Below are 25647 nucleotides of genomic sequence, written 5' to 3'. Positions count from 1 at the left end.
GGTGGTGACGTCGAGGATGTCCTTCCAGGAGAAGTCCTCGAACTTGCCGACACCGAAGGTGTCGTTGTCCGGATCGGCGGTCTCCATCTCGATCGCCTTGCCGTTGGACATCATCGGCTTTGCCGCGCCCAGGGCGACGTCGCCGTCGTCCTCACGCTTGAAGTAGATGTTCGGGAACGCGGCGAAACGGTGCCACGCGACACCCCAGGTGACATTGCGGCCGACCAGCAGCAGGAACAGCGCGCCGGAGCAGAGCTTGATGAACGCGAAGATCGACACCATGGCGATCGACTCGGGCAGCAGCTTGGCGACCTGCTCGGTGAAGAAGTCGCTCCAGGTGTGGGACTCGTGGTAGGTCGCGATCTTGCCGGCCTTCACGAAGACCATGCCCAGACCCTCGACGAGGACGATGGACTCGATCACATAGGCGGGCGCGAACTTCGAGCCGCTGAAGCGCGACAGCCGCGCCGGAACGCGCGGGTGGTTCAGCTGGCGGATCACGATCAGCACGATGATGCCGACCACGGTTCCGATGCCGAGGAATTCGTCCACCAGGTGGTAGATGCCCCAGGAACCGATGATGGGCCAATGGAATTCGGGGTCGAAGGTCTGACCGTAGGCCTCGAACCACAGGATGAACCCGGCGAGGAAGCCGATCATGACCAGCCAGTGCGCCCAGCCGACCGTGCGGAACTTGTTCATGCGCGTGTGCGCGAGGAACTCCACGAACATGGTCTTGAAGCGTGGGAAGAACGGCCGCCAGCGATCGGGCGCGGACTGCCCGACCATGACGGTGCGCACGATATTTCGCACGCCTCCGATGAACGATGCCCAACAGAAGACTGTGAACACCGCCCCAAGCGTGCCCAGTGTCACTGTCAGGGCATTCATGTCGCGACCTCTCTTACGGTTCTACGAGCGTTTCGCGAGGCAGCCTGGTACGCCTCGAGTTGCTCGTATCCTAATGGACGGTAAGTTACTCGTCGGTAACTTAGTTGTCCAGGGTTTCCCACACCGTAAATCCCGGCAAATCACGCCCTTAACCAAGGGCAGGCTTACTTCCAAACATGGTGGCGTGCAGAAAGAAACCGATCTCGCAAATCGTAATGTGATCGACTAGGCTCACGCTGTCCGACAGCTGTGCGCGTCTTCACATGCTCGGGGAGGACTCGTCCTAGCGCGTAGAGGCATGGCCCGAGGGAAGCCGGGCCTCGCGTGGCGAAGAGCGCGCAGCGGATATACCTCATGACGGATTGGAAACCAATCGAATGAAGCTTCGCAGTACCACTGCGGCTGCTGCCCTGGTCATCGGCGCAATGACCATCGGGATGACGACCGCACACGCCGACAACGCTCCCGCACAGCCTGCTGGAATCAACTATTCCACCAAGCTGGTCGACGGCAAGACGATCGTCTCCACCCTGAAGAACGGCGCCTTCGAACTCGCGCAGCAGGACGGCGCGACGCCCGAGGACCCGAAGCAGACTGTGGTGAACGTCAAGGACCAGCAGGGCGCGGTCGTGATCTCGTTCCCGCTGTCCTACACCGCGGCGGGCACCCAGATCCCGGTCAAGTCCGAGGTCAAGGAAGACGGCAAGGTGCTCGAGGTCGTTCCGGAGAAGCCGGCCGACTTCAACCCCGGCACCCAGGTGCTGGCCGCCGCGCCGGTCGCCTCCGCCAAGCCGATCGCCTCCTCTGACGAGAACCAGAAGGCGATGAGCTACTTCTCCACCCAGTTCAGCCTCGCGCTGGGCATCGGCAGCTTCGTGGGCACCGCCCTCGGCGCGATTATCGGCTGCGTTGTGACCATCGTCGCCGGCTGCGTGCCGGGTCTGGTCGCGGGCGCCGGCATCGGCGGCATCCTCGGCACCATCGCCGCGGGTGGCCCGACCCTGGTCGCGGCCGGTATCGACCTGCTGAACACCATGCAGGCGCCGGACGGCACCACCAAGTGGGCTCCCGCTGCCCAGCAGCAGGTCACCCCGAACTAGTGACGTCGCCGGGGCATCGCCCCGGCAGGTTCGAACACCAGGCCCGCCTCGCTCGTCGGAGGCGGGCCTGGTGCTTTTTCAGGCGGGGAGGTCCATCCGGCCCTCGAGCACCACGGTGTCGCGGCGGCGGCCGAAGCGGGCGAAGGTGCGCTCGGTCATCACGTAGCGGCCGTCCTCGCGCACCAGAAGGACTGTGCTGCAGCGGGTTCCGTGCACGGGATGGTTGACGAAACGCGCCGAGGCGGAGCGTTCGGTGAGCCGGTCGAGGCCGGTGCGGGGCAGTTCGGCGGCGGGGGCCGCGGTGCGGTCGGCCAGCACTCCGAGATATCCCGCGACATCGCCCGGCGGTACCGCGGCCAGCGCGCGCACGCCATTGCGGACTTTCGGCCACACGGAGGCATCGGTGTCGGTGACGACCGTGCCGTCCGGTGTCAGCGAACCGACCAGTGCGTTATTGGAGACGCCGTGGAAGCCGGGCGGCAGTTCCCGGGGGCCGCCCTCGCTCCGATTACTGTGCCACCACAGCGTTTCCAGATCCGAGACCAGCAGATTGAAGCCGTTGTAGTCGTCGGGGGCGGCCGCGATGCCGCGCGCGAACTTCTCCGGTACCGCGTCGCCGCGCAGGAAATCCATCAGCAGCGCGCCGCGGGAGCGAACGTCGGTGCGGAACTCGCCGGGTAGTCGCACATTGGTGACCGTGGCGAAGCGGTGCCGGTCGGGCAGCACGCCCAGCCAGGTGCCGGGCACCGGACCGGCCGCACCCCGATCCCGGCCCGCGAGCAGGCCCGGCACCTCGTCCCAGCGGCGCAGCGATTCCGTTGGGCGGGTGAAGAACTCGTCCCGATTGGCGGCCAGGATCAACCGGTAGTCCGGATGGGCCCGCCAGCCGAGCAACGCCAAACACATAGCTCCAGGATGCCCGAACCGGCCGGGCCGCGACCACGCCCGATCACTCCCGTCCCACTGCTTACCCACCGCCCCACCGCTGCCCTCGGAGGGCCCCCGGGTACCCGAGAAAGCGAAAAGGCCGGTAGCGGTTGAGCTACCGGCCTTTCCGAGGACGCTGTGCCTAGCTGGTGCGCACCCGCAGACCCGGGTTGTCGGAGAGCACCGTGCTGATCGGCTGCGCGAACAGCTGCGGGGTGTTGCCGGTGATCAGACCGATCAGGTTCGGGATCTCGCAGATCGGGTAGTCGGCGACCGAGGAGGCGCTGGAGATGCCCAGCGCCAGGGTGCCGGTCACCAGCGGGCCGCCCGAATCACCGGGCAGGGCGCAGATATTCGACGAGAACGACTGGGTGAGCAAGCGGTCGCCGACCTGGACGGTCTGGTCGACGGCGTTCACCACGCCGCAGCTGAAGCCGGCGCGCGCGCCCGACTTGCAGACCGGGGCGCCGACCACCGGGACGGCCACACCGGTGACGGTGATCGGGGCCGCGTTCGGAACGCTCACCAGCGGGTTGGAGAAGCTGTCCCGGAACTGGTCGTTGATGCCGACGATCGAGTAGTCCTGGTTGCCCAGCACCGACTTCTGGAACGAGCCCATCTGCGGGCCCATGCTCTCGCCGGCCAGCTGGAACACGCCGGGGGAGTTGGCGCCGCCGGTGGCAGGGATGTTCGGGTTGCAGTGGCCCGCGGTGATGTTCACGACATTGCCGTTGCCGTCCACGCCGTTGAAGCCCAGCGAGCAGCGCAGCGACATGCGACCGGCCACCGAGGCGAAGGCGTCACCGGCGGCCATGGTGCGCGGGCCGGCTCCGGCGATCTCCGCGGCCTTCGGGACGTCCTGGCCCTCGCCGCCGACCGGCGGGGCGGTCATGACGATGACGCGCGCCGGGTCCACGAAACCGGGCAGCGGGATGTCGGCCTTGTCCACGCGGACCGCGATGCTGTTGTTCAGGGTGTCGACGGCCACGCCACGGATCGACTTGGACACCGACTCCGGCTGGTCCTTGAGCCACTGCTGGAAGGCGTTCTTCTCGCCGCGCAGGGTGGTCTCGCTCTTGGCGACGTCCTTGGCGGTGAAACCGGCGTCCTGCACGGCCTTGCGAGCCTGCTCGTGCGCGTCGCCGGGGGCGAGCGCCACGATCGCCTTGCCGGTCTCGTCCAGCCAGGCGCCACCGAAGACATCCGGGAACTGGCGCTGCGCGGTGGTGGCGAAGGTGGCCACCTTCTGCGCGACGTCGGCGCGGTTCAGGTAGTCCTGCGGGGAGATCTTGAGGTCGCGGGTGATCGCGGTGATCAGCTCGGCCGGCAGGTTCGGGGTCGCGGGGGTCTCGGGCTCCGCGTGTGCGCTCGCCGCCAAGGGTCCGGCGACGAGAACCGCGGTGGCCGCGATCGCCGCAGTTCGGACAAGGGACCGCGGGCGTCGGCCCGCGGCAGGCATGGAGGCGCGCATACGTGGCAGGAGCATGGCCCCGACTATATGGTGTCCGGCCCGTTATGCCTACTTATTGCCAGATGACGTTTCGGTATTCGCCGAGCAAACGGCAGGCATGGGAGATTGACCCCCAATGCGGGGGATGTCCGATTTTCGCGGCCCGTCGCACCGGGCCGCGAATCCGTCACTCGGCGTGAATCGCTGACGGGTGAATCACTCACGTGTGCGAGCGAGTCCGCACCTGAATTCCGCTGCCGACGCCGCCGCCCGAATTGGCGTCGATTTCGTTCAGAATCGGGCGCAGCGGGATGCCCAGCGACGCGGTGCCGCCGTACTGCGCGAGCTGCGTGTTGGCCTCGTTGCAGTTCGGTGCGTCCGCCGCGTTGGAACCGCTGGTGATGCCCAGCGCCAGGGTGCCGGTGACGATGGCGCCGCCGCTGTCACCGCCCAGGGTGCAGGCGCTGGAGGCGAAGCCGCGGATCGTCTTCGAATTGCCCTCGGTGGTGTAGAGCTGGGTCTCGACCCGGTCCGCCACCACGAAACCGCAGGTGAACGTGGACGACTGGCCCGACTTGCAGACCGGCGCGCCGGTGATCGGGTCGGCCACACCGGTAATGGTGAGAGTGGTGCCGTTGGCGCCGCGCACCGACGGCTGATCCATGCCCGCCTTCACCGCGTCGTCATTGAGCTTGATGACCGAATAGTCCAGTGCACTGCTGCCGCCCAGGTTCGAGGTGACGAAAGTGCCGACCTTCGGACTGGACAACAGGTTTTTGACATTCGGCAGGTACACCTCGGCGCTGGTGCCCTTGTCCACATTCGGATTGCAATGCCCCGCGCTGATGTTCAGCGCATTGCCCGCGGAATCGACGCTGTTGAATCCGAACGAGCACACATCCACCCCGTGCAGCGAGGTGTCGAGCGGAGTCGGCGCGGTGATGTAGGTGTCGCCGCCCATCGGCCGCCGCTCCACCGGGCCGCCGGAGTTCGGCGACAGGATCACCTTGATATTGGCGATCAGGGTGGGCAGATTCAGCAAATGGCCGCCCGGGGTGTTGGCGACGCTGAGCACCAGCTGGCTGTTGAGGAAGTCGATGGCCACCGAATTGATCGCGCCCGAGATCTCCCGCGGCAGCGTGGTGATCCACTGGTTCAGCTGATCGACCGAGTTCTCCAGGCCGTCCGCGCTGATCGGGGCCAGCCGGGTCTGGTACCCGGCGGCCGCGGCGACCTTGGCGGCGTCGAGGGAGGTGACGGCCAGCACCGGCTTGCCGTCGGTCCCGATCCAGGCGCCGGCGAAGTCGTCGGGGCGCTGGGTGCGGAATTCGCTGGCGTAGTCCCGCAACTGCTGGGCCTTGGCCGCGCGGTCCAGGTATTCGGCCGGAGTCATCTTCAGATCGCGCTGGATGGCGGTCACCAGTTCGGCCGGAAGGCTCTCGGCGGCAAGCTGATCCGGGGAGGCCGGGTCTGCCGTGGCGGTGCTCAGAAGGGGCCCGATGAGAACGGTCGAGGCAACGGCGACGGTGGCTGCTCGGACCGCGGCGCGGCGCGCCATGAACTTGCGCATGGAGTCCCTTCGTAGTGCACCAGCAGACCGGCTTCGGCGGTGAAAGGTTCCCGGGTTACCTTCCGGAAGGTCGGTCAGCGCACCACTTTAGGGCACAAACCTCGGATGGTCGCTACGAAATCAGCGCTGACTCTGTCCCCACGGGTCCTGCAGCACCGGAGCAGGCGGCAGGCCGAATGTCGGTACCGGCGGGATCTGATAGATCGGCGGATACGGGCGGGTGGTGGTCGGCACCGTGGTCGCCGGAACCGGCGGCAGAGTGGTCGTCGGCTCCGGAGTGGTGGTGGTCGGCGGCGGCGTCGTCGTGGTCGGCGCCTCGGAGGTCACCGGGGCGTCGGCCGGATCGACGGGCGCGGCCGCGGTCGGATGCAGCGAACCGGTGGGCGGTAGCAGCGGCGGCGCCACTCCCGCGGTGGCGTCCGGTTCGTTGCGGACCTCGCCGCGCGGCGGGCCGGGGGTGGAGTCGTCCTGGCGCAACACCGCCGCCACTCCGACGCCAACGAGCAGCAAACCGATCAGCGCGGCCGCCCCGGCGATGATGTACGGGCCCCGGGAAGCGCGGGGCGCGTGCGTGACCGCGGCCGCCGGAATCGATCGGGTGACCACCGGCTCGGCGGCGGTGGCGGCCGGAACCGCCGCGACCGCGGCCGAATAGGCCTGCGCCAGCGGCTCGGACGACTTCAGCGCGGGCAGCACATCGGTGACGTCGGCGGCGTTCACGGCGGACGCGGTGGCATCGGGCGGGGTCAGCCCGGCCGGAGTGGACAGCACCGCCGCCAGGGCCGCACGGGCCGCGTTGTAGGCGAGGGTCTTGCCGGTCTCCGCGTCCGCCTGCGGTAGGTCGCGCTCACTGACCAGCACCACCGACTTCAGGCCCAGGTAGTCCAGGGCCTCGCGCAGCGAGCGCACGTGCGGGTCGGTCCAGCCGGTCGGGTGTGCGAGATAGAACTCGGCGGGCCCGTTGAGGTGTTCGGCGGCCTGACTGATCAGGCAGAACACCGCCGTGGCCATCAGGTCCTCGGCCCGGTACGCCTCCCCGTCGTCCACCGCCAGCCCGGCCGGGTCGCCGACCGCGCCGACGAAGCCGCGAATGGAGTGCGAATAGCCCTCCGGCGCGTCCCCGCCCAGCACGGCGTCCCCGTCGTCGGACATGTGCAGCACCGATTCACGCACGGTGTAATGCACCGGGAGCGTGGCGTCGTCGCCGGTCACCACGGCTACGACGGATTCGTCGTCCGCGATCCGCAGGCCCACGCCAGTGGCCATTCTCGTTACCTCACTCGGTGCGTCCGGTCTCTCCGCGTCCGGATCAGACCAGGAGTGAACCGTGACCCATGGCGCGGAGCATTGACAATAACTCCGAACGCGACCCCGCACCGATTCGACGTCTCATCCGGGCCACGTGATGTTCCACGGTTTTGGCCGAGATGTAGAGCCGGGCCCCGATCTCCCGGTACGTCAAACCCAGCAGCACCAGTTCGGCCACCTCGCGTTCGCGTTCGCTCAGCACGGTATCGGTGACCGGTTCCGGGCGTGCCTGCGGGGCCGCGGGCTCGGGCACCCGGACCGGCGATTCCGGCGGCCGGGACTGCGCCCGCACCGTGCGGGCCAGCTTCAGCAGGGCGGTCGCGGTGGCGGCGTCGCTCGCCGCCAGCGCGGCCTCACTGGCCAGACGGGCGGCGTCCCAGCGCAGGCCGAGCCCGGCCAGTCGCGCCACCGCGCCCTCGACCCGATCCCGCACCACCTGTCCGCGCAGCACCAGCACCCAGGTGCGGCCCGCGTCGGCCAGCACGGCGGCCTGCGGATCGCCCGCCGAGGCGGCCGTCTTCAGCCGATGGGCATGCGGCAGCAGCGCTTCCGGGCTCTCCTGGGCGATGGCGGCCTGAATCGCGTACCAGTGGAAGGCATTCGACCAGACCGGCGGTTCGCCGAGGCGGCGCAGCAGTTCGTCGGCGCCGGTCACCAGGGCGGTCATCCGCGCCTCGTCGCGCAAACGGATGCCGGCCAGCCACAGTTCGCCGATGGGCAGCAGCGCCAGCAGGTCCGCGCCGACCTCGTCGAACAGCGGGTAGGCCTGCTGCCAGGCCAGGGCCAGCGCGGCGTGGTCGCCGCTGCGGCGGGCCAGGCCGACGATCACGCCGTGCGCGAGCAGGCGATCACGCGGATCCAGTTCCGCCACCGGCACTTCCGACATGAGGGTGGCGGCCGAATGCTCGTCGCCGCCCAGCATGGCCACCCAGGCGCCGAGCACCAGGCTCTGCGGCGTGGGGCTCGCGCCGCGCAGGGCGTCGGCGGCGCGGCGGGGGTCACCCATGCTCAGGCACAGCAGCACCGCGATCGACACCGCCGAGCACGGCAGGAAGCGATCGCCGCCGTCGTCGGCCGGGGCCGGACCGGAGTGCGCCGCGTGGATCAGCGCCGACGCCGCCGACACGGCCGCACCGCGGCGAGCCTGCGCCGGATTGGCGAAACGCTGCCCGGCGAGGGTCGCCGGGGGGACAGCCCGCATCTCCGCGGTGAAACCGGTTGGGGCCGAGTCGGTTCCGAAGTCGCTGACCTGCGCCGGCGAATGCGGTCGGGCGCCCGTGACGGTGTGGCCGCGGTGGTCACCGGCGGCGAGCGCACCCGCACCGCCGGGTCCGCCGTTGCGCCCGGCGACCCCGTCGTGCGCGCCGCGGGCCGGGTCGGTCCCCGGCGCAGGGCGGTGGAAAGACGCGGGCGCCGAGGAGTATTCGGTTCCGGTGCGACCGTTGCCGGCCGCGCCGGGCGACGGTTGTCCGGTCCCGGAACGCCCGCCGCCGAGCGTTCCGGACGCGGTCACTCCGCGCTGCGCGGCACCGGGGCGGTGGGCCGGCTGGGCTCCGGGCGATCCGATCGAATCGGACAGGGCATGCGCGATGGACGCGGCCCGTGAGGTCGCCTCGGTGGGCGGCCACTGCCCGGCATTGACCGAGAGGGCCCGGGCGCCTCGGACATCGCCGGACAGGTACAGCACGGTGGCCGCCACCGCCCAGTCCGCGCCCACCCGGGCGGGCCCGAGCCACGTGTAGAGCTGCGCCGCTCGATCCGCCAGACCGCGCCGGGTCCAGACGCCCGCGCAGACACGGACCGCGACGGCCAGATCGGCGAGCGGGATCGCCGGATTCGCCAGGCTGGGCTCGGCCAGGCGCAGCGCGGTGTCGCCGTCGCCGCTGCGGGCCGCGGCGTCGGCCCAGCGGACCGCCAGCGCCTCCGGGTCCGCACCGGCGGCGGCCGCTGACGCGTAGTAGCGGACGGCCTCGTCACCGGCGCGTTCCGCGGCGACGCACAGGAACGCGGCCAGCCGCTCGTCGCGGAGTCCGGATTCGGCGAGCAGCAGCGCGGTGTGGTCGCGCAGCAGTCCGGCCTCCAGGCGGGCGTGCAGCAGGCGGCGGGCGACGGTCAGGAAACGGCGGTCGCCGACGAGGGTGCGCAGCGGCGCGACCGCCGGGGCCAGCAGGAGATCGGCATCGGTGACCAGGGCGCTGCCCCGGGCCCGGTCCACCAGGCTCTGGGCGTCGGCGGGGGAGAGGTCGAGGACCTCGGTCAGTTCGCCGGTATCCAGGCCCGCGCCGATGGCGGCCACCACCAGGGCGTCGAGCAGGTCCGGGTCGGAGTCGTCGAGCCGGGTCCGGGCCCACGCGGTCACCGCTTGATCGACGGCCGTCACGCCCGCGTCCAGGCGGGTCGCGCAGGCGGCGGTCAGGGCGGCCACCACGCCGCCGTGGATGCCGCCGGTCTGGCGATGGATGTGCTGGGCCAGGCCGCGCGGCACCATCATGCCCAATTCCCGTGCGAACGGGGCGATCTCGGTCGCACCCAGGGCGCGCAGATCGATCACGCGGCCGCGGCGGGCCACCAGATCGGTGAGCCCGCGCAGCCGGGCGTCGTGCGGCCGCGACCGCAGCGCGATGACGACCGGGTACTCCCCGGATTCGGCCGCGGCGCGGAGCAGATCGAACTCGGCCGCGCCGAGGGTGTGCGCGTCGTCGACGACCAGGGCGGTCCGGGGGCGGCCGGTCTCCGCGCCGCCGGGACGCGGGGCCTGTGCCGGATGGTCGGTGAGCGCGACGCCGCGGGCGCGTAGCCGCGCCCGGATCGCGCCCAGCAGGGTGGACTTACCGGTGCCGGAACGGCCGCGGATGAGGTACAGCACCGCGCCGGAATCGCCGGAATCCAAGTCCCGGAATATCTCTCGCGCGCCCGGAAGTGAATCGAGCGCGACTGGGGTAACGCCTGTCACGAGGAACCAACTCTCAGCCGTGCGTACCGGGAATTTTCCCGAGTCCGTCGACGGCGTTGTTCAAGGCTCCCGTCGGGAGCTGGGGCGCCGGCACCTGCACGGGGGCGGGCACGGGAGGCTGCGGCAACTGCATGGTCTGCACCGGCGGCTGCTGCTGCGCCGGGGCGGGCTGCGGCTGGGTCTGCGGTGCGGGTTGCGGCTGCGCCTGCTGGGTCTGCGGCGACTGCTCCGGCACCGGATTCTGTTGCTGGGCAGGGGTATCCGACTGGCCGCCCGGGGCGGCCGGAGCGCCCACGGGGGCGCCGGAGGCCGGTGTGCCGGGCTGGGCGCCGCCCGGCTGGGTGGCGCCGGGCTGCTGGGGCGAGTTCACCGCGGCGATCGGACTGCCCGGCACGGTCGCGGCGGGCGCGCCGGAGGGGGTGGCCCCGCCGTTCGGCGCGGCCTTGTCCAGGGCCACCGCCGAGGTCGAAGGGGTCGGCGTCCCCGCGGGATTCGCGGGGGTGGACCGGTCGCCGGTGCCCATGGCCAGCGTGCCGGTCGCCACGGCGGCCACCGCGATGGCGGCCGCGCCGAACACGGCCAGCCGCTTCCAGTGCCGGAAGCCGCTCCGGGGTTCCTCGACGGGCAGTTCGGGCAGCAGCGGAATACGCGGAGCCGCGGCGGATTCCGTCGTCTCGAGTCCGGCGGCTGCCGCCGGGGCGGCGTCGGCGGATTCGGGTAGGGAGCCGCCGCCGATGCGGCGGGGCATGCCCGCGGCGGTCCGGGGCGGAATGAGTGCGGTGCTGCCGTCGGCCTCGGCGTAGGTCGGGCCGCCGATCGCGATGGCCGGGTGGGCCTCGGTCTCGGTGATGTCGGCGAGCAGGTCGGCGGCCAGCAGGGCCGCGCCGTGCGCGCTCAGGTGGGCCGGGTCGGCGGCGGCCGCGACCGGGACGCCGAACTCGGTGGACAACAGCTCGGTTACCAGCGGGATGCTCGCGCCGCCGCCGATGAGCAGGAAGCCGTCCAGATCGGCGGCGGTCAGTCCGGCACGGCGCAGCGCCTCACGGACCAGGTCGGTCGAACCGAGGAGCGGACCCCGCAGCAGCTCCTCGATATCGTCGCGAACCAGTCGCACATCGGCGACGCCGAGCATGGGTAAACGTACCGGCACCATGGTGGCGGTATTTGTGGAGAGAGTTTCTTTCGCAATTTTGCAGCGTTCCCGGAGCGCCGCCAATTCTTGTTCCACTACCGGGTCGAAAGGATCGAAATCTTTTTCGCCGACCGCATAGGCGAGGACATATCTCATCGTCAGCAGATCGAATTCCGAACCCGCCACCGCGGTGCTGCGGACCGGTTCGCCGAGCAGGCCCGACATAGCGCCCGTGCGGGCCACCGAGACGGTCAGTCCGGTGGCTCCGAGGTCGTACACCACCATCGCGCCGTCATGGCTGGAGCCGTTCACGTCCTGCAGCCAGCGCATGGCCGCCGCCGGTTCCGGGACCAGGGCGACCTCGCCCAGTCCGGCCGCGTCCAGCGCGGTCCGCTGCGTTTCCACGGTGTGCTGCGACCACCAGGCCGGGTAGCAGGCGACCGAGGCGCCCGCCGGGCCCATATCCGTCACCACGCGGCCGATGGCGGTCGCCACCAGGTCCGCGGCCCGGACGACGGAACCGTCGCGGGTGCGGATGTCCACGGGATCCCCGACCCGGGACAGGAAACTCTCCGGAACCTCCGTCTCCGCGCCCAGCGTGCTGGGCCGGGTATGGAGCTTGTGCTGTCCCCCCGAAGTTGTCACGGCAACCGTGTTCGACGACCCGACCGTGATGCCGAGCGCCAGCCCCTGACTCATTCGAGTTCCCCTGTCATTACCGGACACGCGGTGGGTGTTGCGCGTGCCGCTCGAAAGCTCTTGGTCCGATATGTCTGAAAACCCTCTGTTAGGCCGGGCGGCCCACCGAGCCTGTCGGTTGCTGGGGGGTTCTCGTTACCGATTCCCCGGCAGGTTTGGGGAAATTCCCCTAATGGTCGCCGGACCCCCAAGGTGATCGATGGGGAAACCGGGGGAGTTCACCCCACACGCGTAACAAGTCGTCTTCCCAACGTGAAAGTCAATTCGAGCAGTGCGGGTCAACGGGGCCCGCCCCACCAGGGAGACGATTCATCATGAGCCCCAACGCAATTCTCGAGTTCATCCTCAACCTGCTGCGCGACCACGAGGCCGCCGTCAGTTATTGCACCAATCCGGGCGCGGCCCTCGCCGCCGCCGGCCTGGACACCGTGACCCCGGAGGACATCGCGGCCGTGGCGCCGATGGTGGCGGAATCCGCGCTGGTTGCCGGAGGTTCGCAGCTGTCGAGCATCATCGCCGCGGGCGGCGGGGCCGCCGGCCTCGGCGCCGCCACCGGTCTGGACGCCGGCCTCGGCGCGGACGCGGGTCTCGGCGCGAACGCCGGCGTCGGCGCGGTCACCGGAGTCGGTGCGAACGTGGGCATCGGTCTCGTCGACAACGCGGCTCTGAACCTCGGGGTCGCCACCCTCGCCGCCACCCAGGTCAACCTCGGCCCCGAGGTCGGCACCGGCCTGGAGCTGGGTCTCGCCAACAGCGTCGGCGCGGCCGTGGACGCGGCCGCCGGACTCGGTGCGGGCCTGACCGCCGGACTCGGCGGTGCGCTCGGCGCGGCCGCCGACGTCGCGGCCGGTGTCGAAGCCAATCTGGGCGGCGTCCTCGGCGCCCAGGCCGCCGCCGACCTGACCTCCGCCCTCACCGGCGGCCTGGCGGCGGGCGCGGGCCTGGAAACCGGCCTGCAGGGCGCGCTCGACGCGGTCGCCCACGGTGGCGCGGATCTCACCACCGGACTGACCGGAGCGATCACCACCGCCGCCGACCTGGAGGCCGGGCTCGGCGCGGGGCTCTCCACCGCCATCACCGCGGGCGCGGGCCTGCAGACGGGCCTGAACGGCGCCCTCGACACCGGCGCCGGTCTGCAGACCGGCCTCAATGCCGCGGTGACCACCGGTGCCGCCCTCGGCACCCAGCTCGGCACCGGCCTGGAGACCGGCCTCTCCGGCACCGCCGACGCCCTCCTCGGCGCGGGCACCCAGCTCGGCGCGGGCCTGGACACCGGCCTGCACGCGGGCGCGGACCTCGGCACCCAGCTGGGCGGAAACCTGGGCGCGGGCGTCGACACCGCTGTCGGTGCCGGCACCCAGCTGGGCGCGGGGCTGAACACCGGACTCCAGGCGGGCGCGGATCTCGGCACCCAGCTGGGCGGCGGTCTCGGCGCGGGGCTGAACACCGCGGTCGGCGCGGGCACGCAGCTGGGCGCGGGTCTCGGGACCGGCCTGAACACGGGAGCGCAGCTGGGTACGGGTCTCGACGCCGGGTTGCACACCGGTGCGGACCTCGGGACGCAGCTGGGTGCGGGCCTGGGTACCGGGTTGCACACCGGTGCGGACCTCGGGACGCAGCTGGGCTCGGGCCTGGACACCGGGCTGCACACGGGTGCGCAGCTGGGTACCGGTCTCGATGCCGGGCTGAACACCGCGGTCGGTGCGGGTACGCAGGTCGGTGCGGGGCTCGAGACCGGGCTCAATAGCGCGGCGAATGGGGGTACCGGGCTCGGCGCGCAGGTCGGAAGTGGTTTGGAGACGGGCATTTCCGGCGTGGGCGGTGCGGCGACCGGAATCGGCACCGGCGTGCAGGGCGTGCTCGACACCGGCCTCCACGGCGCTGTTGGTGCCGGGACCCAGGCCGGGACCGGTCTGGATGCCGGGGTGCACTCGGCGGTCGGCGCGGGTTCGCAGGTCGGCGCGGGTCTCGGCACCGGTCTGACCGGGGTCGGGAACGCGGTGGCCGGGCTCGACACCGGGGTCACCGGGGCGACGCAGGTCGGCGGCGGGGCCCAGGTCGGGACCGGTCTGGATGCCGGGATGCACGGCGGCGGCGCGGTGGACGCCGGGCTGCACGGCGCGGGTGCGAATCCCTGGGCCGGAGTGGATGTTTCGCAGGCCTTCGGTGGCGGAGTGCACACCACCGGTCCGGATGCGTCGCTGTTCGGCGACGGCGGCGCGCACACCGGGGTGGATCTCGGGGCCCACGCGGGCGGCGATATCGTCGGCGACATCCTGCACTCGTGACGCGAGGGGTCGCTCACCGCGGGTTCGCCGCGGTCAGCGACAGTCTCTCGAAGGTGCACTCGGAACACGGATGGCTGGAGCAGGTCGGTGAGCAAGCTGTGACAGGCATGGTGGCGGCGAATCCGCTGTTGACGATGGTCTCGGAGACCATTGCGGTGGCGCGGGCCGCGGAACGCGGCGACCTGGTCGCGCGGCTGGAGACGGTGGCGGGCAAGGTGCGCGATCCGCGCCGCCGGATCCTGGTGGCGGGCTTGGGGAATCAGGGCAAGAGCCGATTCGTCAACGCGCTGGTCAATCTGGATGTGTGCCCGGTCGCCGACGATATCGCCACCGCGGTCACCACCGTCCTGTCCTACGGTCCGCAACCGCGCGCGACGGTGGTCGCGGCGGGCGCGGACGGCGGCGAGAACACTCGGGAGGCGGTGCCGTTCGAGGCCGTCCCTGCGCTCACCGCCCGCGGCCCGCAGGGCCGCGCCGTGCTCCGCGTCGAACTCGAGGCCCCGAGTCAGCTGCTCGCCGACGGCATCGTGGTGGTGGACACGCCCGGGCTGGGCGCGCACGGAACCACCGGCGCGGCAGGCGTTCTCGCGCAGGCCCCGGCCGCCGACGCCGTCCTGGTGCTCACCGACGCCTCCACCGAGCTGACCGATCCCGAGGTGGATTTCCTGCGGCAGGTGCGGGAGTTGTGCCCGGCCGTCGCGGTGCTGGTCACCAAGATCGATCTGTACCCGCACTGGCGGCAGGTGTTCGAGGCGAACCGGAAGCACCTGCGTGCCCATGAGATCGAGATGCCGATCCTGCCGGTCTCGGCGGTGCTGCGCTCCCACGCCATGCGCCTGCAGGACGAGGGGCTCGGCCGCGAGTCCGGGTTCGGTCCGGTTTTCCAGTTCCTGCGGGAGCAGGTGGTGGCGCGGGATCAGGCGGCCATGCAACGCGCGGTCGCCCTCGACATTTCCTCCGCCGCGGAGCATCTCGCGCTGGCGTTGGGCAGTGAGCTGGTCGCCTTGCGGGATCCGGCGCGCGGCGCGGCCGCCATCCGGGAACTGCACGCCGCCAAGGCCGAGGCGGAGAAGCTGCACCGCCACACCGCGGCCTGGCAGCAGACCCTCGGCGACGGCATCACCGATCTGGCGGGCGATATCGACCACGATCTGCGCAACCGGCTGCGGGACATCTCCCGCACCGCCGAGGACTGGATCGACGACCACGATCCCGGCAAGCACTGGGACAGCATGGACGAATGGCTCACGGCCACCGTCGGTTCCGCGGTCGGGGACAACCTGGTGTGGACCGGCACCCGGGCGGTGAAGCTGGCCGAGCGGGTCGCCACCCATTTCACCGATCTGGGCGCGGTGGATCTGCCCGAGGTCCGCGACACCCTCGACGACGACTCCCGCACCGGGTCCTGCACTCTCGCCGATCTGGAACCGGATCTCGGCTTGAGTCACAAGCTGCTGGTGGGCGTGCGCGGCTCGTACGGCGGCGTGATCATGGCGGGCATGGTCGGCACCATGGCGGGGATGGCGCTGATCAATCCGCTCTCCCTGGGCGCGGGAGTTCTGCTGGGCGGCAAGGCGTTCAGCGACGACAAGAAGGCCCGCCTGGCCAAGCGCCGCGTCGACGCCAAGATGGCGGTGCGCCGCTATCTCGACGACATCGCCTTCCACAGCGGCAAGGAGACCAAGGACCGCCTGCACCGTATTCACCGGTTGCTGCGCGACCATTTCACCGCCATCGCCGACCGCACCCTGCGCTCCATCGACGAGTCCCTGCGCGCCGCCCAGGAGGCCGCCAATGTGGAGGCCGCGCGTCGCACCGAACGGGCCGCCGAATTGGAACGCCGCCTGCACGTCGTGGGGGAACTCCGCCGCCACGCGGGCGCGCTCCTCGGCCCGGAGTCGCCCGGCGCACTGCCGCCGGGCAATCACCCCCAGCTCCCGCCCGCCGCGCGCTGAACCCGTCGCGCGCGCCGAGCCTCAGGGGGCTTGGCGCGCACGGGGAGGCACCGGCGCCGGCCGGTGCGGCACACCGAGGCCGGGTCGGGGGATTCGCTCGGGGCCGGGCAAGATCAGGGTGTGGCGGACGGAGTCGTGTCCCCGGGCGGCGCGGGCCGATGCCCGGGCCTGGGAATCGGCTGTGAGACCCGGCGGGGTCTGATAACGATTCCGCGTGTCCCGGCGAATGCCTTGCGGATGCGTGGAGGTGCGGTGTGCTTCGGAATCGGGAGCCTATGAGGGACGACGCGAGCGGTGTCGGATACGGGCTGGTACCGGAGACGCGCGGGCTGCTGGCCGCGGCCCGGCGGGCGCTCGGCGAGCAGCCGCGGGTACGGGCTCAACTGGACGAGTGCGCGCGGCGGTTGGACGAGCCGCTGCGGGTGGCCCTGGCAGGTCAGCTCAAGGCGGGCAAGTCGACCCTGTTGAACGCTCTGGTCGGGCAGGACATCGCGCCCACCGACGCCACCGAGTGCACCCGCCTGGTCACCTGGTACCGCAATGGGACCGCGCCCCGGGTCACCGCGTACAGCGTGGACGGCGCCCGCGCCGATGTGGTGGTGCGCCGTGGCCGTGGGGCCGAGGGGCTGCCCGGCGCGCACGGTCTCACCTTCGATCTGTCGGCGCTGCGCTGGAATTCGCCGACCCCGCGCGAGGTGGATCAGCTGGCGGTGGAGTGGCCGTCGGCCGAGCTGGCGCAGACCACCATCATCGACACCCCCGGGATCTCGTCGCTGTCGCGGGAGGTGTCGGCCCGCACGTCGCGGCTGCTGACCCCCGGCGGCCCTGGCCCGGCGCTGCCGCCCGCCGACGCCGTGCTCTACCTCCTGCGCCGGCTGGACGCCGCCGATGTCGATTTCCTGGAGCGGATCGGCGGCGGTCACAACGGTAGTAGCGTTGCACCGCAGGGTTTCTCGGGGCCACTGGGTGTGGTCGGCGTGGTGTCGCGGGCCGATGAGATCGGTGCGGGCCGCATCGACGCCCTGCATTCGGCGCGCGACGTGGCCTCCCGTTTCGCGACGGAACTGGAGCGAACGGGCCTGTGCCAGTCGGTGATTCCGGTGGCGGGTCTGCTGGCCTTCGCGGCCGCCACCCTCCGGCAGCGGGAGTACGACGCCTTCGAGGCGCTGGCCGCCATCCCCGTCGACGACCTCACCACCGCCCTTCTCTCGGCCGACCGTTTCGCCCACCCCGACCTGCCCCTCCCGGTCCCCGCCGACCTCCGCGCCCACCTGGCCGCGCGATTCGGCCTGTTCGGTATCCGACTGGCCGTCACCCTGGTCCGCCTGGGCGTCCGCGGCTCGCAGGCGCTGGCCGCCGAACTCTCCAGCCGCAGCGGCCTCGACGAACTGCGCACCGTCCTGGATGTTCAATTCGCCCAGCGTGCGGACGAATTGAAGGCCCACTCGGCACTGACCGCGCTGGCCCGCATTCTCGCCGCCAACCAAGGCTCCCCGGCCGACGCCCTGCTCCCGCGCGTCCGCACCCTGCTGGCCGACGTCCACGGCTTCGCCGAACTACGTCTGCTGTCGCACCTCCGCTCCGACGAACTCCCTTTGCCCCCGGAGGATCTCGCGGAACTCAACCGCCTGATCGGCGGCACCGGCGTGGCCCCCACCCTCCGCCTGGGCCTGCCCGCCCACACCGACGTCCCCACCCAGCGCGAAGCGGCCTTGGCCGCGGTTCAGAAGTGGCGAAACCGGGCCCGCCACCCCTTGGCCGATCAGTTCACCGCGAATGCCTGCCTCACCGCCGCGCGCAGCGCCGAGGGCCTGCTGGAGATCCTCCACGAGCCCCCGACGACCCCGTTCCCGGCCCTGCGCCCCGGCCGATAACGTCCCCGGTCAGGGCGCGGTGCGGTCGCTGCGCGGGTCGATGAGGATCTTGGCGTGGTGCTCGGGGGAGGCGAGGGTGGTGAAAGCGGTGTCGATACCGTCGAGGCCCACGGTGCCCGTGATCAGCGGTGACGGGTCGACCTTGCCGTCGGCGATCATGTGCAGGGTGTCGCGGAATTCGCCGGGGTCGTAGCCGAGCACGAAGCGCAGCTCGATCTCCTTGTTGATCGCGGTGGCGGGATGGAACGCGTCCTGCTGCATGCACACGCCGACGACCACGACCCGGGTCAACGGCGGTGCGGCCGTGAGGATCTGGTCGATGATGCCGGGGACGCCGACGCATTCGAAGACGACCGGACCGGAGGGCCCGCGTTGGAGCGTGTGGGCCGCACGGAACAGGTACCACCACGGAATATTGGGGATGCGCCGCAGGCGTTCCATGGCGTCGAAGCCGAGGTTGAGAATGTCGGCGGCGCCCGTGATGCGGGACTTCTTCGGAGTCGACTCCCACGGGGATTCGGTGGCGGGGTCGACCACCACATCTGCTCCACAGGCCGCGGCCAGTTCCCGGCGGCGGGGGGAGAAGTCGCTGGCGACGACGGTGTGGACGCCCGCGGCCTTCAACATGGAGATGACGGCCAGGCCGATCGGCCCGCAGCCGATGACGAAAGCGGTCTGGCCCTTGGTGATCCGGCTCTTGCGGACCGCGTGCCAGGCCACGGCCATGGGTTCGGTGAGGGCCGCGTGGTCGGGGGAGAGGCCGTTGGGGACCGGGAAGGTCATGGGTTCCTGGATCAGGACCTGTTCGGCGTAGCCGCCCGGCGCGTGCGCGGACAGTCCCGTCAGTTCGGGCTGCCGCCCGGTGCGCAGGATCGGCAGGGCGACCACCGGGGTGCCCGGCTTCCAGCGCCGCCGGGTGCCGGGACCGTATTCCAGGATCTCCCCGGTGAATTCGTGCCCCATGACGATGCGCTGTTCCGACCGCATGAACCGGTCGTAGCCGGTGGCGGCGGCCAAGTCGGCGAGTTCGTCGCAGTGCAGGCGGGCGTGCAGGTCGGAGCCGCAGATGCCGCAGCGGGTGACGGAGATGAGCACTTGGCCCGGCCCCGGCACGGGAGTCGGGAGGTCCTCGACCTGGAATTCGCCCTTACTGACCACGGCCGCGCGCATGACTGGCTCCTGTCGGAAGTCGATGATTCGTCTGGATTCTTCCCCGGAAGCGGCCGCCGGTCAGAGGAATTCCCCGAACCGGCGGCCGTCGCGCGTGGCGGTCAGACCCCGAGGAGGTCCTCCTCGGCCGCCATCTCGTGCTGTTCGAGCCGGGTGTCGCGCGGCAGCGCCAGGAATCCGACGCAGACCAGGGCGATCAGCCCGATACCCCACCACAGCGTGTACTCGAAGGTGTGCGCGAAGTTGACCGCGTTGGCGTCTTCGCCCGCCCGCGTCAGGATCCCGCCGATCGCGGGGTCCGCGGGAGCCGACTCACAGCTGGGCGGAACCACCGATGGGTCCACCGCACCGGAGCGGTCCCGCACGCAGGCGGAGAAGCCCGCGAGAATCTGCTCCCGCGCGCCGTCCGGCACCCCGGCGGCGGCCAACTCCGTGCGGGTCTGTGCCGCGACGGAATCCACGCCGCGTGCCGAGTCGTGATCCAGCTGCCCGAAGAACAGGATCCCGACCAGCGCCACGCCCAGCGCCAGCCCCAGCTGCTGTCCGGTGTTCAGCAGCCCCGACGCGGCCCCGGCCTCACGGTCGGGAATCTGCCCGAGCAGCATGTCGATGGTCGGCGCGACCACGATGCCGAATCCGATACCGGTCACCACCAGCGGGAACACCATTTGCCAGGAGGCGAAATCGGATTCGTAGCGGGTGGCGAGCACACCGTATAAGGCGAATCCGCCCGCGGTGATCAGCCCGCCGACCAGCAGCACCCACTTGCCGAACCGCGGCGCGAGGGCGCTCACCGAGACGCCCGCCCCGATGCCCGCGCCGACCGCGAAGAATGCCGAGGTGAGTCCGGCCCGCATGGGCGACCAGCCGAGACCGGCCTGCATGAACAGGGTCCAGATCAGGAAGAACCCGCCGAAGCCGATCCAGAACAGCAGCCAGCTGGCCAAGCCGACCGTGAACGGCCGCGACCGGAACAGCTCCAGGTCGATCAGCGGCGACCCGGTGGTGCGGGCCCGCCACCGCTCGTAGACCAGGAAGGCCGCGAAGGTCACCGCCGCCGCCCCGATCATGACGAAAGTCCAGGCGGGCCAATCCAATCGGCGGCCCTCGGTGAGCGGGTACACCAGCAGTAGCACCGCGGAGATGGCCAGCACCATGCCGGCGATGTCCAGCCGCGGCGCGTGCGTGGACCGCGAATCCCGCATGACGACGGCGGCCGCACCCAGCGCGAGCAGCCCGACCGGCACGTTCACCAGGAAGATCGGCCGCCAGTCCAGGTCGAACAGATTCCACTCGACGAGCAGCCCGCCCAGTGACAGACCGACCGCCGACGCGGACCCGCCGACCCCGCTGTACACGGCGATCGCCTTGGCGCGCTCGTCCTTCGGGAAGGTAACCCGGATGATGGCCAGGATCTGCGGCACCATGAGCCCGGCCATCGCGCCCTGCACGAACCGGGAGCCGATGAGCATGCCGGGCGAAGTCGCCAGGCCGCAGGCCAGCGAGGCCGCGGTGAATCCCGCGACGCCGATCAGGAACAGGCGTTTGCGGCCGTAGATGTCGCCGAGCCGGCCGCCGGTGATGAGCACCGCCGCGAAGGACAGCACGTACGCGGCGATGATCCATTCGATCTGCGAGTAGGCCGCGCCCAGGTCCTTCTGGATGCTGGGGACGGCGACATTGACGATGGTGACGTCGAGCAGGTCCATGAATCCCGCGGCCAGCACGACGGCGAAGGCGATCCAGCGGCGTGGATCGAGGGTGGGGGTGTTGTCGGTATCCACTGCGAACTCTCTTCGATTCGGTGTGGGTGGAGGTCTGCCTCAAACTATGCACCTGAAGTGATTATCAATCAAGAGGGCAATCATGGATCGGGCATTGCTGTAGTCTGTGCCGGTGACCGATGCCGATCCCCAGCACTCGCCGCTGTTCGAAAGTCCCGCATTCCTCTTGGGGCAGTTGGGGTCGCATTCCGCGTACCGGTTCGATCAGCTGCTCGCGCCCCTGGGGATCAAGCCCCCGCAATACGGCACGCTGCGGCTGCTCGAGGCCAATGACGGCCGCACCCAGCAGCAGTTGTGCGACACGCTCGGAATCCACCGCAATGTCATGGTCAGCCTGATCGACGCACTGGAGCAGCGGGGTCTGGTCGAGCGCCGCCGCCACCCCGTCGACCGTCGCGCCCACGCCGTGCATCTGCTGCCCGCCGGCCGCGAGGCCATCGCCCGCGCGGCCGAGCTCGCCGAACAGCTGAACGCCGAGCTGCTGGCCCCGCTGGAACCGGAGGATCGGCCGCGGATGCTGGCGCTGCTGCAGCGCCTGGCCGTCGGCAATGGCCTCACTCCGGGCGTCCACCCGGGTCTGACGCTGAAGCCGGGCGCGATGTATGACCCAGGTCACAGCTGAGGGCTGTCACAAGCCGTCCGGGCGTGTGTCCAACCAGGTGTAGGCAACTCACCCGGAAGGACACCACGATGGCCACCATCGACGTTCTGGACTCGTTCATCAACTACACCGACACCGGCAGCGGGCCCGTCGCGGCCGGTACCGTCCCCGTCGTCTTCCTGCACGGCAACCCCACCTCGTCCTACATCTGGCGCGATGTGATCCCGCACGTGAGCGGTGAAACCCGCGTCTTCGCACCGGATCTCATCGGCATGGGCGCCTCCGGCAAGCCGGACAGCGACTACCGCTTCGTCGATCACGCCCGCTACCTGGACGCCTGGTTCGAGGCCCTGGGTCTGGACCAGGTCGTCATCGTCGGTCACGACTGGGGCGGCGCGCTCGGAATGGACTGGGCGGCAAGGCATCCCGAACGGGTGCGCGGCATCGCCGTGGTGGAGACCTTCCTGCGCCCCATGAGCTGGTCGGACATGCCGCCGCAGGGCGCGGAACTGTTCCGCCGCTTCCGTTCTCCCGAGGGTGAGGAGATGGTGCTGGAAAAGAACATGTTCATCGAGTTCAACCTGCCGGCCTCGACCCGCACCCTCACCCTGGAGGCGCTCGACGCCTATCGCGCGCCGTACCCGACGCCGGAGTCGCGCAAGCCGATGCTGGTGTGGCCCAGGGAGTTCCCGCTCGACGGCGAGCCCGCCGACGTGGTCGCCATCATCGAGAACTACGACGCCTGGATGGCGGCCAGCCCGGAGGTGCCCAAGCTGCTCATGCACGTCGAGGACGGGGTCGGCCTGGGTTCGCCGGAGGCGATGGAGTGGGCGGTGCGCACCTTCGCGTCCGCCGAGCTCGCCGACATCGGCCCGGCCGGACACCACTGCCCGGAGGATCAGCCCGACGCCATCGGCCTGGCTGTCGCCGGCTGGCTGCGCGAGCACGCCCTGCTCACCGCGCCCGTTGTCGCCTGAGTGGCGGCCGGCCTGACGGCCCCGCGATGTCGGACCCGGTCCCTATGCTGGCGGTATGGAGACCGGATCGGAGATCGACGAGCGCGATCTCGTCGCGCGGGCCGTCGGCGGTGATCGCGCCGCCGTCGCGGATGTGGTTCGGCTGCTGCAGGATCCGATCTACCGGCTGGCGCTGCGCATGGTGTGGCGGCCCGCCGACGCCGAGGATGCCACCCAGGAGATTCTGCTGCGCGTGGTCGGCAATCTGGCCAGCTGGCGGGGCGAGGCCAAGCTCACCACCTGGGCGTACCGCATCGGCGTCAACTATCTGCTGAATCTGAAGCGGCAGACGCCGCAGGAGCAGCGGCAGCTCAGCCTGGACGAGTTCGGCGAGGGACTGCGGGAGGGCTTGGCGGAGGAGGACTATCGCGGTCCGGAGGCCACGCTGCTCACCCACGAGGTCCGCCTCAATTGCAGTCAGGCGATGCTGCAATGCCTGGGGCGTGACGAACGAGTCGCGTACGTGCTCTCCGATGTGTTCGAGGTGAACTCGGAGGAGGCGGCCTGGATCGTCGGCGCGACACCGGCCGCGTATCGGAAACGGGTGGAGCGGGCCAAGAAACGGCTCGGCAACTTCCTGCGGTCGACGTGCGGCCTGGCGAATCCGCAGGCGTTCTGCCGGTGCTCACGGCGGGTGGAGAAGGCCGTCGAACTGGGGCGGGTGGATCCGAAGCGCCCGGCCTTCGCCGCACACGCGGTGACGCCGGGCGGCCGGAGTGTGGCGGAGGCGGAGCGGCAGATGATCCGGCTGCACGACGCCGCGGCCGTGCTGGGCGCGCACCCGGATTACGCTGCGCCGCAGTCGAAGATGGAGGCCATCGCCGGGTTGCTGGCCTCGGGCCGGTTCCCGCTCCTGGAGTGAGGTTCGCTGCGGGATGAGGCTCCGTCAGGAGCGCGACGCCGAGGTCCCGTACTTCAGTTCGTACGCCCACGGCGCGAGTTCCCCGGTCACGTCCGACAGCTCGGGTGTGGCATCGCAGTCCGAACATTCCAGGCGCAGGGCGACTTTCCCGCCGCAGCCGGTGTGCCGGTAGGTGACCGGCGGCCCGTCCGGCGCGGCCCAGCGGTCGCCCCATTCGGTGAGCGCGAGGATGGCCGGTTTCAGGTCGAGTCCCTTGGCGGTGAGCAGGTATTCGGGATGGCCGCCGGTGCTGCGCTGCTCGAAGATCCCGGCCTCGACGAATTCGGCGAGCCGTTTGGTCAGGATGTTCGGTGCGATGCCGAGCGCGCGCTGGAACTCGGTGAACCGGGTCATGCCCGCGAACATGGCATTGCGCACGATCAGCAGGCTCCAGCGCTCGCCGACCAGCTCCAGCGTGCGTGCCGCCGAGCAGACCTCCCCGTCGTACATGCGTCCCAACATGACTCCAGGGTGACTTATCCGCTTGTGTGATGCAAGCAACGCCGCTATCGTGATGCAAGTAAGTTCTCGCGAGACAGTCCCCCATCAACCCGCCGACCCCTGAGAGAAGAGCCGGGACCTGCCATGACTGATCAGAACTTCACCACCTCCATCACCGTTGACCGCACCCCCGCCGAGGTCTTCGCGGCCGTCCTGAACGCCCGCGGCTGGTGGTCGCCCGGTATCAAGGGCGGCACCGAACGGGCGGGTGACCGTTTCGTCTTCGAGGCTCCCGGCGTGCACCGCAGCGAGATCGAATTGACCGAGGTGGTGCCGGACGAGCGCGTGGTCTGGCTGGTGAAGGACAACTTCATGTCCTTCATCGAGGACCAGACCGAATGGGTGAACACCGAGATGCGCTTCGATATCGCCGCGACCGACGGCGGCACCGAACTCACCTTCACCCACGTCGGCCTGGTGCCGGACTACGAGTGCTACGACGCGTGCTCCCCGGCCTGGACCTTCTACATCACCGAGAGCCTGCGCGACCTGGTCACCACCGGCGTCGGCCAGCCCAGCGAGTTCCCGGGCCAGATCGAGGCCGAGGCCGCCGCCGCGGCCGCGGCCGCGCAGAACTGATTCGTCGCCGAGCGGAGCCGGATCAGAGCTCCGCCAACAGCTTTCGCGCGAGGGGCACCACCTGTCGCGCGAAGCGCTGCACCTGGTCGACATCGAATCCGGGCGGCCAGTAGATGAAGGTGTCGAATCCGCCCGTGTGCGCGAGGTTCGCGATGATGCTCGCCCATTCTTCGGGCGATCCGTGAATCGGGTCGGTGCCCTGCGGATTCGGGTGCAGCGCGCGGTCGCTGACCACTCCGGGCAGCGCGGCCAGCCGGGCGATGGAGCGGGGGTCGCGATCGTGTGCGCGGGCGGCGGCGTCGATGCGAGCATTGGCCGCGGCCCACTGCTCCCACGGCATCCAATTCGGCAATGGCGCGACCCATCCGTCGGCGGTCGCCCCGATCAGGTCGAGGGCGTGCGGGCCCATGGCGCCCAGCCAGATCCCGATCCGGTGTCTGGGCGCGGGCCCGCCCTCGATCCCCTGCACCGTGTATTCGGTGCCGACCACCGACACCGGCTGTCCGGGCCGCCATTCGGCCCGGATGATGGCGATGCCCTCGGCAATGGCCATGAGCGCGGCCCGGCCCTTGCGGGCGGGACCGCCCATGGCCACCACGCCGCTCTCGAAAGCGCCCGCCCCCAAACCCAATTCGAAGCGTCCGCCGCTGAGGATGTCGAAGGTGGCGGCCTGTTTGGCGAGCATGGCGGGTGTCCGCAGCGGCAGGTTCGCGACCCCGGGATAGAGGCTGACCCGCCCGGTCGCGGCGAGGCAGGCCCCGATGACCGCGAAGGCGTCGCCGAACTGCGCGTTGTACGGGTGGTCCTGGATGCCGACCAGATCGAGTCCCTCGGCGTCGGCGGCGAGGGCCATGTCGATGACGTCCGGCAGCGCGGACGCGACGGGCGGGATCGAGATACCGAACCGGGCCTGCATAGAACCTCCTCTACCAGGGGAAATCCATACTT

18 protein-coding genes and 1 pseudogene are annotated in these 25647 nt (G+C 70.6%); 8 read left to right on the top strand and 11 right to left on the bottom strand.

Going from position 1 to position 25647, the window contains the following annotated elements:
• A pseudogene (locus tag ACFYTS_RS30505) lies at window positions 1-891 on the bottom strand (Fe-S oxidoreductase); the annotation flags it as partial.
• A gap of 377 nt (window positions 892-1268) precedes the next feature.
• Here ACFYTS_RS30505 and ACFYTS_RS30500 point away from each other — a divergent pair.
• A complete protein-coding gene (locus ACFYTS_RS30500; RefSeq protein WP_387308977.1) occupies window positions 1269-1991 on the top strand; it encodes a hypothetical protein in 723 nt (240 codons plus the stop codon).
• 78 nt (window positions 1992-2069) lie between these two features.
• On the opposite strand, the gene ACFYTS_RS30495 is transcribed toward ACFYTS_RS30500, so the two are convergent.
• From ACFYTS_RS30495 to ACFYTS_RS30470, 6 genes are all read right to left on the bottom strand, one after another.
• Window positions 2070-2897: an NRDE family protein gene (locus ACFYTS_RS30495; RefSeq protein WP_387308976.1), complete on the bottom strand. Its 828-nt coding sequence runs from the start codon at window positions 2895-2897 to the stop codon at window positions 2070-2072.
• 163 nt (window positions 2898-3060) lie between these two features.
• Window positions 3061-4404 carry a S1 family peptidase gene (locus ACFYTS_RS30490; protein ID WP_357284969.1) on the bottom strand — a complete coding sequence of 448 codons (1344 nt, stop codon included), beginning with the start codon at window positions 4402-4404 and terminating at the stop codon, window positions 3061-3063.
• A 184-nt stretch (window positions 4405-4588) separates the two neighbouring features.
• Window positions 4589-5938, bottom strand: a complete 1350-nt coding sequence (locus ACFYTS_RS30485; RefSeq protein WP_357284966.1) for a S1 family peptidase — start codon at window positions 5936-5938, stop codon at window positions 4589-4591.
• Between the two features lie 120 nt (window positions 5939-6058).
• Window positions 6059-7204 carry a hypothetical protein gene (locus ACFYTS_RS30480; RefSeq protein WP_357284964.1) on the bottom strand — a complete coding sequence of 382 codons (1146 nt, stop codon included), beginning with the start codon at window positions 7202-7204 and terminating at the stop codon, window positions 6059-6061.
• 43 nt (window positions 7205-7247) lie between these two features.
• Complete coding sequence (locus ACFYTS_RS30475) at window positions 7248-10136, bottom strand: LuxR C-terminal-related transcriptional regulator (RefSeq protein ID WP_387308975.1); 2889 nt, start codon at window positions 10134-10136, stop codon at window positions 7248-7250.
• A gap of 76 nt (window positions 10137-10212) precedes the next feature.
• Window positions 10213-12030, bottom strand: a complete 1818-nt coding sequence (locus tag ACFYTS_RS30470) for an Hsp70 family protein (protein ID WP_387308974.1) — start codon at window positions 12028-12030, stop codon at window positions 10213-10215.
• 314 nt (window positions 12031-12344) lie between these two features.
• On the opposite strand from ACFYTS_RS30470, the gene ACFYTS_RS30465 reads away from it, so the two are divergent.
• From ACFYTS_RS30465 to ACFYTS_RS30455, 3 genes are all read left to right on the top strand, one after another.
• Window positions 12345-14318 (top strand): IniB N-terminal domain-containing protein, encoded by a 1974-nt coding sequence (locus ACFYTS_RS30465; protein ID WP_387308973.1) that lies wholly within the window; start codon window positions 12345-12347, stop codon window positions 14316-14318.
• A gap of 107 nt (window positions 14319-14425) precedes the next feature.
• The gene (locus tag ACFYTS_RS30460; RefSeq protein WP_387308981.1) at window positions 14426-16273 is read left to right on the top strand and encodes a dynamin family protein; all 1848 of its coding nucleotides are present in this window, start codon (window positions 14426-14428) and stop codon (window positions 16271-16273) included.
• Between the two features lie 275 nt (window positions 16274-16548).
• Entirely contained in the window at window positions 16549-18147 is a 1599-nt protein-coding gene (locus ACFYTS_RS30455; RefSeq protein WP_387308972.1) for a dynamin family protein, read from the top strand.
• A gap of 9 nt (window positions 18148-18156) precedes the next feature.
• Here the strand turns inward: ACFYTS_RS30455 and ACFYTS_RS30450 are convergent, their stop codons facing one another.
• Together ACFYTS_RS30450 and ACFYTS_RS30445 are read right to left on the bottom strand one after the other, a co-directional pair.
• The gene (locus tag ACFYTS_RS30450; RefSeq protein ID WP_387308971.1) at window positions 18157-19317 is read right to left on the bottom strand and encodes a zinc-binding dehydrogenase; all 1161 of its coding nucleotides are present in this window, start codon (window positions 19315-19317) and stop codon (window positions 18157-18159) included.
• 101 nt (window positions 19318-19418) lie between these two features.
• Entirely contained in the window at window positions 19419-21101 is a 1683-nt protein-coding gene (locus ACFYTS_RS30445) for a DHA2 family efflux MFS transporter permease subunit (RefSeq protein ID WP_387308970.1), read from the bottom strand.
• A gap of 112 nt (window positions 21102-21213) precedes the next feature.
• On the opposite strand from ACFYTS_RS30445, the gene ACFYTS_RS30440 reads away from it, so the two are divergent.
• From ACFYTS_RS30440 to ACFYTS_RS30430, 3 genes are read left to right on the top strand one after another with little or no spacing between them, the layout of a single operon-like run.
• Window positions 21214-21723, top strand: coding sequence for a MarR family winged helix-turn-helix transcriptional regulator (locus ACFYTS_RS30440; protein ID WP_357284945.1), 510 nt, complete (start codon window positions 21214-21216; stop codon window positions 21721-21723).
• A gap of 23 nt (window positions 21724-21746) precedes the next feature.
• Entirely contained in the window at window positions 21747-22679 is a 933-nt protein-coding gene (locus tag ACFYTS_RS30435) for a haloalkane dehalogenase (RefSeq protein ID WP_387308969.1), read from the top strand.
• Window positions 22680-22734: 55 nt separating this feature from the next.
• Complete coding sequence (locus ACFYTS_RS30430) at window positions 22735-23580, top strand: RNA polymerase sigma factor (protein ID WP_387308968.1); 846 nt, start codon at window positions 22735-22737, stop codon at window positions 23578-23580.
• 24 nt (window positions 23581-23604) lie between these two features.
• Here ACFYTS_RS30430 and ACFYTS_RS30425 read toward each other — a convergent pair whose 3' ends face one another.
• Window positions 23605-24081, bottom strand: a complete 477-nt coding sequence (locus ACFYTS_RS30425) for a winged helix-turn-helix transcriptional regulator (RefSeq protein WP_387308967.1) — start codon at window positions 24079-24081, stop codon at window positions 23605-23607.
• 123 nt (window positions 24082-24204) lie between these two features.
• Between ACFYTS_RS30425 and ACFYTS_RS30420 the strand changes: the two genes are divergently transcribed.
• The gene (locus tag ACFYTS_RS30420) at window positions 24205-24699 is read left to right on the top strand and encodes an SRPBCC domain-containing protein (protein ID WP_387308966.1); all 495 of its coding nucleotides are present in this window, start codon (window positions 24205-24207) and stop codon (window positions 24697-24699) included.
• Window positions 24700-24721: 22 nt separating this feature from the next.
• Here ACFYTS_RS30420 and ACFYTS_RS30415 read toward each other — a convergent pair whose 3' ends face one another.
• Entirely contained in the window at window positions 24722-25615 is an 894-nt protein-coding gene (locus ACFYTS_RS30415; protein ID WP_357284932.1) for an LLM class flavin-dependent oxidoreductase, read from the bottom strand.
• Window positions 25616-25647: the final 32 nt, after the last annotated feature.

The organism is Nocardia sp. NPDC004151 (assembly GCF_042874235.1).
In the GTDB taxonomy this organism is placed as follows: domain Bacteria; phylum Actinomycetota; class Actinomycetes; order Mycobacteriales; family Mycobacteriaceae; genus Nocardia.
The sequence above is the reverse complement of the archived record's forward strand: the minus strand, read 5'-3'. Positions and strand labels throughout refer to the sequence as shown.